This is a genomic window from Paenarthrobacter sp. TE4293 (assembly GCF_050435325.1).
GTDB classification, from domain to species: Bacteria; Actinomycetota; Actinomycetes; order Actinomycetales; family Micrococcaceae; genus Arthrobacter; species Arthrobacter nitroguajacolicus_C.
On sequence record NZ_JBNJRY010000002.1, the window covers coordinates 35,138 to 47,958 of the forward strand.

The following is a 12,821-nucleotide window of genomic DNA, read 5'->3' on the forward strand; positions in this document are numbered from 1 at the left end:
GACGTTGGTGTCGATGCTCGCCGGAAGGGACTAGCAACCGCCGGGCTTGGTTCCGCGAAGATCCACAGTGGTGGACTTCACGTACCAGCCCGGGTGGCTGCCCTCAGTGACGCGGTACCAGGGCGTGCCGTTGTTGTAGATGTCCTTGGTGCAGTTAATGTTCAACCACCCTTCATTCCTGGAGACCCAGCCAGCGCCGCAGGACGGACCGCTTGGGTTATAGGTATCGGTCCTTCCCGGCTGGCCGGGGCATGTGTTGTTGTGGGCTATGACCTCGCCCTTGGGAGGGTCCGGAGGCGGAGGCGCAGACCCACTGCGGGATGTATCGCTTCCGATGTTGCCCGCTTGGCCACCACTGATGGCGCGGACCCTCAACGTTTTCGTCTCGCTGAAGCCCACGGTCGTAGAGAAACTTCTCTGCGTTGTGTCAGTCCATCCGCCGCCGTCAAAGCTGTACTGGTAGCCGGTGACCGGCCTGCCGTTGCCGCTGGGCTGGTTCCACGTCCAGGACACCGTCTTATCTCCGACGCCGCTGCTCTTGCTGCCGGTAACGTTCGGCGCAGCCGCAAGCCCATAGGGGTTCACGGTGTTCGATGCGGGACTCCTGTCGCCAGGTGTGCTGGCACGTGAGGAGACTGCCCACACCACGACGGCTGTGTCTTGGCCATTCGGAGCCGCTACCACACCGCCGCCGGCGGGGATGGCTCCGCTGCCGGCTCCCGAAGTCAGGGCATAGCGATAACTGATCTCATTGGCGTTGGCTCCGTTGCGTTCGGTCTGAGACAGCGGGTTGAAGGCAACGCGGATTTTGCCACCGGCCCCGTTGGTCTCCAGCAGGGCCGCAGTCGGGGCAGCCACCATGGCTGGCTTGCCTGCTGCGCGCACCGCCGCCGACTGCTGGCTGACACCGCTGACGCCGGCCTTGTTTGTTGCCGAAACCGTGAAACTGTAGTCGGTTTCATTGTTGACCACGGTGACGTTCTGGGAGGTTCCGGCTACCGACTGGGTAGTCACGACGGCTCCGCCCCGGTACGTGGTCAAGGTGTACGCAGACACGGCGTCGCCATTGTTGTTGGGCGCAGCCCAGGTGACCTGGAGTTGGCTCGTGCTGCCAAGGGGTTTGGCGCCGACTACGGATGGCGCGGCAGGGGTTGCCGGTACGCCGGCCGGCGTTTCCGCCGCCGAGTAAGGGCTCCACTCGGACGGTTCCTTGGCGTCATTCCGGGCCAGGACGCGGACCTTGTAGGCCACGCCGTTGGTCAGTCCGGACCAGACGTGGCTGTTGCCCGTGAGGTTTTGGATCTGCGGGTTCTGGCCGGCAGGGGCAGGCGAGATCTCAAGATCGTAGGACTTGATGGGCGAGCCCTTGCTGGCAGGGGGAACCCAGGCCACAGAGAGCTGCTTGTCACCGAACTTCAGTGTGGGAGCAACCGGAGTATCAGGCTTGACGTCGGGACGGACCTCGGCGGATACCGGTGACCGTTCGGACTCGCCGATGGCGTTGGTGGCCGTCACCGCAAAGTGGTACTTCACGTTGTTGGTCAGGCCTGTCAAGGTACAGGTGTTGGCTGGGCAGTCCTGCTTGAATCCCTCGCCATACACGGTGTACTTGGTGATGGGCGAGCCACGGTCAGCCGAGGCGTTCCACGTCAGCAGCGCGGTCTGGTCCCCGACGCTTTGGGCAAGCGGAGTAGTCGGTGCTGCGGGCTTGTCCTTGACAGTAAGGCGGATACGGGCCGTGGCGTAACGGGAGGTTTCACCCGTCTTGTCCCCCACCACGTAGGCAACAACCATGGTTCCCGTGAACCCGTCGGAGGGGGTAACGGTGACGTTGCTGCCGCCGGCTTCGGCCGTTCCCTGGCCTGTTTCCGTCACCGCTGAGATGATCTTCAGGGGCGTGTCAGGGAACGGGTTGGAGTCATTGGCCAGGACGTTGACCGTTACTGGCTTGCCTGACTGCGCATCCTGCTCCGCGTCGTCATTGGCCACCGGCTTGGGTCGGTTCGAGGCTGAGAGGGAGAGCTTGTAGGTCGCAACCGCTTCAAGTCCACGCGGGTCCTTGGCCTTCACCTGGACGGTTCCGCCTTGGCCGATTTGAACCGAATCGTCGGCGGAAGCCTTGAGGGTCCTGCCATCGACGTTCACCCTGAACCCGCCGGGTGCAGCGCCAACCAGTTCGTACTTCATGTTCTGGACGTCGTCGGCGTCGGGGTCTGACGTAAGTTTGCCCAAGTCCAGGCTGGCCGAGTCGCCCTTGGGCACCTCCAAGTCACTGCCAAGCAGCACCGGGGGGTTGTTCTTGTTCGGGTCAGGAAGCACTTTGGTGCGGATGCTCAGCGTCGATTTCAGGCCGTTGGGATCATCCGGACCTGAACCGTCCGTTACTTCAAAGCTGATGGAACCAGGACCAACGTACTCAGCACCAGCCGTGTACTTGATGGCCGTTCCATCGCCCGCTACGGGGTCGCTGCCGTCAGCACCGATGAGTTTGATGCGGTCGGCTTGGGTCAGGCGGGGCGACTTTCCGTCGCGGACCTTCACCCATTCACGGAGGTCCACAGTGACGGACTGGCCCGAGACCAGTTCCACGACGTCGTCCTTGGCGAGCGTCGGAACCTGCTGCCCGATGCCCGGAACCCAGATGATGGCTGTGGACTTCTGGCCGTCCACATCTTCCACGGTATAGGGCACCAACTGGGGCTGCTCGGTGAGGTCCACCACCACGTTGCCCTCGGAGCCCGGACGGGCTGTCTCCAGGCCCGTCGTGACCTTGAGGTTCTCCCCCACGCCGTCCGGATCCTCATCGTTCTTGAGGACTGGTACGTCCACGGCGGTCTTGCCCAGGGTTTGGGCAGACGTGACGCGGTCATCGCGGGCGATCGGGGCCTTGAGCGGAATGTCGTTCTTGACGATCACCCTGATGCTGGCATTACCCACGGCATCCCGGTCATCGGCCACAGAGTACCGGACGTTGACGGTCCCCTCGGCGGCAGGAGCGGTCACCAGGATCCGGCCGCTGGTCTTGCTGACCTGGGCTTCAAGTCCGGAGTCGGCTTCGATGCTGTCCGTCAGGATGCGGATGATGTCGCCGTCGGGGTCGGTGTCGTTGGCGGTGGCATCCACAGCGATCTGGCGGCCGGGGCGGACCTGGACTTCGTCGTCGACGGGAGCGGGTTTCTGGTTGTTCTCTCCACGGGGCGCGACGCCGACAGTCACCGTACCGGTGTTGACAGCACCTTGGCGGTCAATCACCTTGTATCGGAACGTGTCGGTTCCAGCGCCGTCACCGGCGGCGACGAAGTCGATGAAGCTGCTGCCCGCCGTCGCGGTTCCCATGGTGGGTGTGCTGTCAATGCCGGTCAGCTGGACCGAGTCGCCATCGGGGTCAATGCCGTCCAGCGGCACGGGGATCCGGACACTGCCGCCGGCCACCACGCGTGCAGTGAGGTTCCGGGGCTGCGGACGCGAATTCTGGGCGCCCTCCAGCGGCAGGATGTGGATGGTGACGGAGGCAGCGCTCTTCTGTCCCTGCGGGTCCACGGCGTTGTAGATGGCACGCACGGTCTTCGGGGTAGGGCCGGCGATGAAGCGAAGTGTCTTCTCGGAGATAAACGCCTTGCCGTCTGCCTCAGGAATGCCCTGGGCCAGCACAGGATCGACGGACAGCTCTTCACCCTGCGGATGGGTGTCGTTGTCCAGGACCGGAATGGTCACGACGTCGTTCACGCGGACGTTGACTTCGTCGGGTTTCGGCTGCGGGGCCTCGACGACGGCGGGGGCCGGCACCGGGACGACGCCTACGGTTCCGGTGGCCGAGCCGCGGCCGTTGGACATCGTGTAGCTGAAGACGAAGGGTTCCTTGGCGCCCAGGACGTCCGTGACGCGCAGGACACTGTGGTCGATCACGCTGACTGACGCGGACGAGCCATCGGGGACGGTGACAGATTGCAGGACCAGCACGCCACCTGACGGGTCGGAGTCGTTGGCCAGCGGGTCGACCAGGACGCTGCCACCAACCGGGAGCAGCGCGACGTCGTGCACAGCTACCGGGGCCCCGGAATCCTTGCCGGACTCCACATCGACGCGGATCAACCCTTGGCTGCTCTGGGGTCCGTTGCTGGCGATGTACGTCAAGTAGATCGGACCTGGCGTGGTGCTGCGGAAGGTAAAGGTACCGCCGTCGGTCACTGCACCCAACTCCGCCGGTCCGGCGGCCTCGACGTGGGCTACACGCAGGGCACCGCCGTTGGGATCGACGTCATTCTTGAGAGGTGCGATGACCAGGTCCTGGCCAACTACAGCCGTGACGTGGTCGGCGTTGACCACGGGCGCCAAGGCGCCCGGGGGCTGAACGTTGACGACGACGCGGCCCGTGGTGGTTGCCCTGCCGTCCCACACAGTGATGGTGACGTTCTTCTTGCCCGGTGCCGCACCCGAGTCCTGATAGGTCAGCAGGCCATCGCGGCGAACCTTAACCTGGTCCTGGTCGTTGTCGGTCTTGGCGTCCAGGAGGACCAGGTCGTCACCGTCCGGGTCCATCCAGTCGGTCAGGATGTTCTGGCTGACGGACTTGCCCTGTTCCACCAGCATGGTGGTGGGCTCACCGCGCTTGAAGAACGGAGGCTTGTTCTCCTCAGGAGCCACGACCCGCAGGGTGACCTTGCCTCCGGCGGACAGGCTTCGCCCGTCCGCGGCGTTGTAATCGAAGACCTCCGTGCCCGGCTTTGCGTCAGCCGGAACCTTGATCTGGAACGCAGAGCCGCCGTAAATGTTCTCCAGTGCTCCTGCTTTGGGCCCGTTAGGGCCTACAGCAGCGGTGAGGACATCGCCGTCGGGGTCTGAGTCATTGTCCAGGACGCTGAGGATGGACGTCCGTCCGGGACGGACACCAAACTCGTCAGGCTTGGTTTCCGGCGGACGGTTGGGCTTGGTGCGGTCCGGGAGGACGTTGATGGTGTTGTTGTCCGCGGACTCCTGGTCCTGGTCATCGGACTGGTTCTTGGGAGGGACAACGTCGTCCCAGTTGTTGACGAGTTGCATGTTCTGGTTGACCAGCCACACACTGCCCGAGTTCACATCGTTGAGAACTACGAGGTCGCGGTTGACGCGGAAGACGTAGCTGGGTGAAGCACTGGCTTTAGGGACGTCGTTCTTCTTGTCGTTGGCGTCGTTGTCGCAGTCACGGACGTACTTATTGGCTCCGGACCAGGCAGCATGAACACATTTGCTGACCTGCACGGGTGCTGCGGGGACCCCTTCACCGTCGGCGTTGACGGTGGCTGCGGTAGACCCGTCCAGTGGCTGCTTCAGGAGGGCCTTCCGGGTGGCGATGGCAACGAAGCCGCTGTCCTCGCCGCTCTGCTGAAGCTTGGCTTCGCGGGCATCCTGCAGTTGGAGCTTGCGGCCGCCGGGCAGGAACAGGTTTCCTGAGCCGGCATCGAGGACTACGGGCTTATCACCGACGACGGCAATCTGAAGGTCGCCGGCTCCCTTGAGCTCGTCGACTTTGGTGACCTGCGAGTCTGTCCGCTCCCCGTTGGCGTCAACCGTGGTGACCGTGATTTCGCCCTTGCCCGGATCCGCTGTGTAAATGCGGTTGTCCCGGCCAACGGCTGACACGATTCCCTGGTCGCCCGTGAGAACCGGCTCAGTGCCTTCTTCATCAAAGCCGTTGACTGTGGAGGGCGACAATGCCCATACCTTGCCGCGGGCGGGATCTGTGACCGAAAGGACTGTGGAGCCGTAGCTGACCTGTGACGACGACGGCAGTTGTTTATCGCCGCCAAGCTTCAGGTTTGCGGCCGACACTTGGTTGATGGTTGAGCCTGATTCGTCGTCGACAAAGACGTTGCCATCGTGCTGCAGGACGTCAAATGTAGTGCTGGCCGGCGTCACGGCACCGTCAAGCACACGTGACGGGTAGTTCAACCGTCCCACGGCGTTCTTGGTTTTGCTCACGACCCACACGCCGCCATCGTTCAAGTCCACCTCGGTGGTCTTGAAGCCCGGGTACAGCACAGCCCCAGTGATCAACAACGCGCCCGCCGCTGTGGCAGCAGTTCCCGCTATGAACTTTTTGTTGTGACGCTTTTTCAGCCCCAGCTTGCCGAAGAAATTCCTCACAGCCCCAAAATTCCCTTGATGTACAGCCGCCCACCAGCGACGTCCGGGCCAACCGACATGTGCCGGCAGCCGTGCATTCCGCAGTACCCCCATACGGCGGCGGAATTTTCAGTCCCTAAGACTATCCCACGCACCACACGGCCAACCAAGGAAACCCGAGACCGGGCTATCCATTGGCTTTGACAGACTACGGCCTTAACCACTGGGCGCGCGATGGGGAGATCTGCCCCGCGCCCGGGCCCCGTAACACTCAGCATGGTGGCGCTCCAATGCCTGCGGGATCCCCCAAGTGGGTGTGACCTGCAACGATGTACCGGCCCACGTTGCGGTAGGACCCTGATTCGATACGCCACCAGCGGTGCATACCGGTCCAGTTATCTGATTGGTCGATGTAACAACGCACCACAATGGCGCTTTGATCGGCCGATGCCATCCAGGGGGGCGTGTTGTTGCTCTGGCCGTCACACGTGAACTTCTTGGGATCATAGTTGGCCCCGCCCAGAGTAAAGCTGCAGGACCTCACCACCGCCCCCGGGTTCATGGTGGTGGTCCACTCCCCTTGACGCCCGGACTTGGCACTGGCCGAAGCCGCGGGGCCTCCGGTTCCCAGCGAGTTGAAGGTCTGCACGGTGATGCTGTACGTCTCTTCCCAGCCAGCTGTATTGATGGTGCGTTTGCCGGACCCGTCAGGCAGAGCCATCCCACCATCCCCCACAATTCAGCAGCATGAAGCAGCCGGCGCCGACCCCCACGGCGAAACACGACACGAACACCCCATAGCCTACCGGGTTACTCCATCGATTAGCTAAGCCGTGACAGGCATCATCTAAGTACGCCCCGCTTTAGTACCCCGGTTTCCCGTCCGGCTTATTCCCCACTCTCCCCGACCCCCTCTCACCAAACGCCCCCACAACAGGCACGCTCTCCCACTTTTCTGAAGAAAGTGAGAGAGCGTCGGGCAGAACATGACCGGAGGTGAGAGAGCGTCGGGCTCGGGACGCGGTCCGTCAACAGGCTCTTAGTCCAACACCAGGCCCTTGCCTCGGCCACGGGCCAGCATCACGGGATGTATTTCGCCGAAGCCACGGACATTCTCTGATTTCTGGGGAACCAGGACGAACCGGTCATCCTGCCCCAGTGCAGCGGCCGTCATAGCGTCCACCAGGACAGTCCCGGGCTGAGCCAGTGTGGTGAGCCGGGCAGCGAGGTTGACGGTAGGTCCGTAAATATCGCCCAGCCTGGACAAGATACGGCCCCAAACCATGGAGACGCGGCACTGCGGCAGGATTTCGTCCTCCGTGAAGGCCTGCGCCAACGCCAGGGAAATCTCGGCCCCGGCTGCCGGCGTCTCGGCGATGTAGAGAACTTCGTCCCCCACGGTCTTGACCAGGCGTCCGCCGCCCACGGAAATGATTTCGGCACACTTGTTCTCAAAGCGCTGCACCAGCTGCGCGAGCGTCTTTTCGTTCATCCGACGCGAAAGGCTGGTGTAGGAGACGAGGTCGGCGAAACCCACGGCACGTGCCAGGGGCAACGGCGAATCGTCTTCGTCGCCTTCGCGGCCTTCCTCGCTGGCTTGCAGGCCGGCCTCTGCCCGCACCGCAAGGCGCTGCACGCCCGCGTTGAGCTGACGGCGGTAGGAGTACACGAGGATCTCCTCGAGCGAGTCCACCAACGCGGGCAACTGGCCCACCAGTTGTTTGCGGGCCACCGCATCCGGGATGCCCTGCTCGGACACCATGTCTTCCACCAAGGCTTCGATCTGCCAGACCACCATGCGGTCCGTCATTTGCCCAATGGAACGGGTGACCGAAATGGCAGCTTCCTCAGTCAGGATCCCTGCCCGGACCAGGTCCAGGATGGTCGATAGTGCTGCTTGGTCCCGCTCCGTAAAGGCAACGTCTTCGTCGCCGAAGTTCGGGAACCCAAGTGCGCGCCAAATTTTCCGGGCGGACAGAATGGAAACGCCCGCGCCGGCAGCAACTTCACGACGGCGGAGCTTGCGTTCGCCACCCAGCAGTTTTGACTCCAGCGCCTTAATGGCCAGGCGCTCCGCGGACATGACGCCGGTGGGCGGACCGGTCTGCGCCACAACCGGAGCAGGCCCTGCCTCCGTGTCCTCATCTACAGAAGGTTCGGGGACGGCGTCGAACTCCTCGTCCAAGTCCTCGCCGGACTGCTGATCCTCAACGCTCATCTCTTCCACCTTCTCTCAGCTCCCATGGCAACTGGTCATAGTCCGTCAATACCTGGCCCTCAAAAACTTCACCCTGCGGGAGTTCGTCCATGGCGTCAAGAATGAATCCCCGAAATTTCCCGACGTCGGGAACATCCCTCAGGATGGCCGTGCCGGAGTGCCCGGTATCCAAGGATATATTCCCGGAGTGCAATGCCCGTTGAAGCATGCTCTGGTGGACACCCACATTGCGTACGGCCACCAGCGAGACCTGCCAGTCGCGGCGTCGAAACATTCCGTATTTGGCAAGTATCCGCCTGCTGGTCAGGATGTACCGGATGGAATGCCAGCGCATCACCCGACGAATGCTGTAACCAATCAACAGCCAGGCTGCGAGTCCCACAATGACACCCATCAGCCACGGCGTCCATTCCACTGTAATGAACGGCGCAAGGCGCTGGGCATTGCCTTTGACAATCCAAGCGCAGGCATAACCCGTCAGGGCCGGAGCGATGAGGAATGCCAGCACCGGGAAGAAGAGGGATCGGGCCTGTTGACGCGTGATGGTGATGACCTGCTCCCCCGGAAGCAACTCTTTACGCATAACCACTTTCCGTGGCGCGCAAGTGCACCACGTCACCAGCTGTCACCACGTGTTCCCTGCCCCCATGGTCCACCACCAGCAACGAGCCGTGTTCATCCAGGCGCGAAGCGTGGCCCACCAGTTCGTGATCACCGGGCAAGTGCGCCCGGACTTCGCGGCCCAGGGTCACCATGGCGGACTCAACCCGCTTGTGCAGGGAAGGTCCTCCCGCCAATCCTGCGGCCGGGTCTCCCTCGGAATTGCAGAAACTGCGGTAGAGCCGGGCGAAGCGCGAAAGGTAGCTCTTCAGCAGCGCGGTGCGGTCCGTCGTCGTGGCCCCTTCCAGGGCCAGCGACGTGGCTGTTTGAACCGGCAGTTCTTCCTCGGCCAGCGTGACGTTGAGGCCCACGCCGAGGATGACGGCGGGAACAGAGCCATCGCCCACGGCTGTCATCTGGGCCAGGATCCCAGCGATTTTGCGCCCGTTGACCAAGACGTCATTGGGCCACTTGATGTCTGCTGTCACCCCTGCGGTTTCCTGCAATGCCTCCCGCAGGGCAACGGCAGCAAGCAGGGACAGCCAGGAATAGCTCTGCGTTGGTACCGGCATGCCCTCTGCCGTGACGGGACGAAGCACTATGGACACGGAGACAGCCGATCGCTCGGGCGATTCCCAGTGCCGGTCCAACCGACCACGCGCAGCCGTCTGGTGCTCAGCTGTCAGAACGGCGAGGTCGGCCCACTTTTTGGGCTCAACGGTGACAGCCCGCACCAAGTCCTGGTTGGTGGACCCTGTGGATTCGACGATGGTCAGTTGCGAAATGCCCGTGGCTGAAAGGAAGTCCGGCTGCAGCAAGGCTTCACGATCCAAGGCGGCCCGCTCCGGCCCGCTGGTCGGGACGTGGGGTTCGCTGCTCTCTGGCTGTTCGACATCCATAGCTGAATCCTATCCAGTTGCGGCGTCCCGGGACGGCCCGTGAACAGGAAAGCGGCTGGGAATCCGCCTAGAGAAAGATGTCCGGAACCAGGCGCTCTTCGGGGGCACCCAAGCTGTAGGGCGAAAAGTCGGACACGCCGGCCGCACGCAGGACTTCCTCGTCGGTGAAGAAGTTGCCGGTGGCACCTGTACCCGTCAGAATGGCGTGCGCCGCATCCGCCATGATTTCCGGGCCGCGTGCAGCCTGGACAATCTGCTGCCCACCAGGCATGTTCCGGATGGCGGCGGTATCGATCAAGGCGCACGGCCAGAGCGAGTTGACCGAAATGCCGTCGTCCTTCAGCTCTTCAGCCAGCCCCAGGGTGGTGAGGCTCATTCCGTACTTGGCCATGGTGTAGGCCAAGTGCATGCCGGCCCATTTGGGGTCGAGGTTCAGCGGCGGCGACAGCGTGAGGATGTGGCCATGGCTGGACTCCCTCAAGGCCGGCAGCGACAGTTTGGAGAGCAGGAACGTTCCACGAACGTTGATGTCCTGCATGAGGTCATAACGCTTCATGTCAACGGCATCGGTGCGGGACAGGTCGATTGCCGATGCGTTGTTGACCACGACGTCGATCCCTCCAAAACGCTCGACGGCGGCGGCTACTGCTGCGGCGACGTCGTCATCATTGCGGACGTCCCCGACCAGCGGCAGCGCCTGGCCGCCTGCGGCGACCAGTTGTTCAGCGGCGGTGAAGACCGTTCCCTCGAGTTTGGGATGGGGATCACCGGTCTTGGCCATGAGCACGATGTTGGCGCCATCGCGGGCTGCGCGGGTAGCTATGGCCAGCCCGATGCCACGACTGCCGCCTGACATCAGGATGGTCCGGTCCTTGAGCGAACCGGTGGCGACGTAGGGAGTTTGCGCCGGCGCAAGTGCGCGGGAAGCGTCGTTGCTTGAAGTCATGGGGACACTCTAACGCAACTATGTTACTGACGGGTAACATAGCGATGGCTTTGGCTTGGACGCGGAAAATTGTAGGGTTTCTACAGCGGTTCGCGGCAAAGGCGTCACTAGACTGGCCTGCGGGGCCTGTTCTTTGTACGGAAGCTACTTAAGCTTTGCGAGCAACACCGAACTGCGCCGACGAAAATCAGCTACAGAGCCGGAGACACTTGATGAGCCACGATCTGACAACGACAGCGGGAAAGATTGCCGACTTCCGCGACCGCCAGGCCCGTGCAGAGCAGCCTTCCGGCCCGGAAGCCATTGAAAAGCAGCACGCACGCGGAAAGAACACTGCCCGCGAACGCATCGACCTCCTGGTCGACCCGGGATCGTTTGTCGAGTTCGACGCTCTCGCAGTCCACCGTTCCACGGCGTTCGGCATGGAGAAGAAGAAGCCACTCGGCGACGGCGTAGTCTCCGGATACGGCACCGTGGATGGCCGCCTCATCGCCATCTACAGCCAGGACTTCAGCGTCTACGGCGGCTCACTAAGCCAGGTCAACGGCGAGAAGATCGTGAAGGTCCAGGAATTCGCCCTCCGTAACGGCTGCCCGGTGGTCGGCATCAACGACGGCGGCGGCGCGCGCATCCAGGAAGGCGTCGCTTCCCTGGCCATGTTCGCGGACATCTTCCGCAACAACGTCCACGCTTCCGGCGTGGTCCCCCAGATTTCCCTCATCATGGGCCCGTGCGCCGGCGGCGCCGCGTACTCCCCCGCGCTGACCGACTACGTGGTCATGGTGGACAAAACATCCCACATGTTCATCACCGGACCCGACGTCATCAAGACCGTCACGGGTGAGGACGTAGACATGGAAACCCTCGGCGGCGCGCGGCAGCACAACGCCACCACCGGCACCTCCACTTATCTCGCTTCCGACGAAGCAGACGCCATTGAGTTCGTCCGCGAACTCCTTGACTTCCTGCCGTCCAACAACCTGTCCGAGGCCCCGGTTGTGGAGCACGACCAGGAACTGGAACTCAACGACGACGACCTCGCCTTGGACGGGCTGATTCCCGATTCCGCCAACCAGCCGTACGACATGCGCAAGGTCATTGAGCAGATCGTGGACGACGCGCACTTCCTGGAAATGCAGTCCCTGTACGCCCCCAACGTGATGATCGGCTACGGCCGCGTCGAGGGACACACCGTGGGCATCGTGGCCAACCAGCCCATGCAGTTCGCGGGAACGCTGGACATCTCAGCCTCGGAAAAGGCTGCCCGCTTTGTCCGCCATTGCGACGCTTTCAACATCCCGATCATCACTCTGGTCGACGTGCCCGGCTTCCTGCCCGGCAAGGACCAGGAGTTCCAAGGCATCATCCGCCGCGGCGCCAAGCTCCTTTACGCCTACGCCGAGGCAACTGTTCCCAAGCTCACCGTCATCACCCGCAAGGCCTATGGTGGCGCGTACATCGTGATGGGCTCCAAGAAGCTCGGCGCAGACCTGAACCTCGCCTGGCCCACCGCCCAGATCGGCGTCATGGGCGCACAGGGTGCGGTGAACATTCTGTACCGTCGCGATCTTGCTGCTGTTGCCGAAGCCGGCGGTGATGTCGAGGCCAAGCGGGCCGAGATCATCCAGGGCTACGAGGAAGAACTCCTCAACCCCTACCAGGCTGCCCAACTGGGCTACGTGGACGCTGTCATCGCTCCGTCCGACACGCGCCTCCAGATCATCCGCGGCCTCCGGGCGCTCCGCGACAAGCGCGCGAGCCTGCCCACCAAGAAGCACGGAAACATCCCGCTGTGAGCACGCCGAAGCACCGGGCTGATTCCGCGCCTGATCAGGTACCCGCTGAAGCAGCCGCTGCGCCGCTGTTTTCGGTGGTCAAGGGCGAACCGACGGCCGAAGAGCTCGCGGCGATTGCCGCCGTCGTGGTTTCACTCGGGACAACGCAGGAAGTTGCTGCATCGAAGCCGAACGTCCGGCATTGGGTGCGTCGCCAGCAGTTGCGGCTGGACCCCACCCCGGGTCCCGGCGCGTGGAAGCGCAGCCGCGGCTAGTTTTCG

8 protein-coding genes are annotated in these 12,821 nt (G+C 63.1%); 2 read left to right on the plus strand and 6 right to left on the minus strand.

Going from position 1 to position 12,821, the window contains the following annotated elements; translation table 11 throughout:
• Positions 1–30 precede the first annotated feature (30 nt).
• The 6 genes from QF015_RS03660 to QF015_RS03685 all read right to left on the minus strand — a co-directional run bounded on the left by QF015_RS03660 (position 31) and on the right by QF015_RS03685 (position 10,765).
• Positions 31–6,216, minus strand: coding sequence for an Ig-like domain-containing protein (locus tag QF015_RS03660; RefSeq protein WP_429387095.1), 6,186 nt, complete (start codon positions 6,214–6,216; stop codon positions 31–33).
• A 157-nt stretch (positions 6,217–6,373) separates the two neighbouring features.
• Positions 6,374–6,823, minus strand: a complete 450-nt coding sequence (locus tag QF015_RS03665; RefSeq protein ID WP_429387097.1) for a hypothetical protein — start codon at positions 6,821–6,823, stop codon at positions 6,374–6,376.
• A 318-nt stretch (positions 6,824–7,141) separates the two neighbouring features.
• Positions 7,142–8,320: an adenylate/guanylate cyclase domain-containing protein gene (locus QF015_RS03670; protein WP_429387099.1), complete on the minus strand. Its 1,179-nt coding sequence runs from the start codon at positions 8,318–8,320 to the stop codon at positions 7,142–7,144.
• Entirely contained in the window at positions 8,310–8,903 is a 594-nt protein-coding gene (locus QF015_RS03675; RefSeq protein ID WP_429387101.1) for a PH domain-containing protein, read from the minus strand. Before QF015_RS03675 ends, QF015_RS03670 begins: the two co-directional genes overlap by 11 nt.
• Positions 8,896–9,819, minus strand: a complete 924-nt coding sequence (locus QF015_RS03680; protein ID WP_429387103.1) for a biotin--[acetyl-CoA-carboxylase] ligase — start codon at positions 9,817–9,819, stop codon at positions 8,896–8,898. Before QF015_RS03680 ends, QF015_RS03675 begins: the two co-directional genes overlap by 8 nt.
• 67 nt (positions 9,820–9,886) lie before the next feature.
• Positions 9,887–10,765, minus strand: a complete 879-nt coding sequence (locus tag QF015_RS03685; RefSeq protein WP_429387106.1) for an SDR family oxidoreductase — start codon at positions 10,763–10,765, stop codon at positions 9,887–9,889.
• Positions 10,766–10,977: 212 nt separating this feature from the next.
• Between QF015_RS03685 and QF015_RS03690 the strand changes: the two genes are divergently transcribed.
• Together QF015_RS03690 and QF015_RS03695 are read left to right on the plus strand one after the other, a co-directional pair.
• Entirely contained in the window at positions 10,978–12,561 is a 1,584-nt protein-coding gene (locus tag QF015_RS03690; protein WP_310201508.1) for an acyl-CoA carboxylase subunit beta, read from the plus strand.
• Entirely contained in the window at positions 12,558–12,815 is a 258-nt protein-coding gene (locus tag QF015_RS03695; protein ID WP_429387110.1) for an acyl-CoA carboxylase subunit epsilon, read from the plus strand. Before QF015_RS03690 ends, QF015_RS03695 begins: the two co-directional genes overlap by 4 nt.
• The last annotated feature ends 6 nt before the right edge of the window (positions 12,816–12,821 follow it).

Excerpts from the sequence above, each read along its gene's own strand:
- QF015_RS03660 (WP_429387095.1), bottom strand. The coding sequence starts at position 6,216 with ATGGGGGTACTGCGGAATGCACGGCTGCCGGCACATGTCGGTTGGCCC.
- QF015_RS03665 (WP_429387097.1), bottom strand. The coding sequence starts at position 6,823 with ATGGCTCTGCCTGACGGGTCCGGCAAACGCACCATCAATACAGCTGGC.
- QF015_RS03670 (WP_429387099.1), bottom strand. The coding sequence starts at position 8,320 with ATGAGCGTTGAGGATCAGCAGTCCGGCGAGGACTTGGACGAGGAGTTC.
- QF015_RS03675 (WP_429387101.1), bottom strand. The coding sequence starts at position 8,903 with ATGCGTAAAGAGTTGCTTCCGGGGGAGCAGGTCATCACCATCACGCGT.
- QF015_RS03680 (WP_429387103.1), bottom strand. The coding sequence starts at position 9,819 with ATGGATGTCGAACAGCCAGAGAGCAGCGAACCCCACGTCCCGACCAGC.
- QF015_RS03685 (WP_429387106.1), bottom strand. The coding sequence starts at position 10,765 with ATGACTTCAAGCAACGACGCTTCCCGCGCACTTGCGCCGGCGCAAACT.
- QF015_RS03690 (WP_310201508.1), top strand. The coding sequence starts at position 10,978 with ATGAGCCACGATCTGACAACGACAGCGGGAAAGATTGCCGACTTCCGC.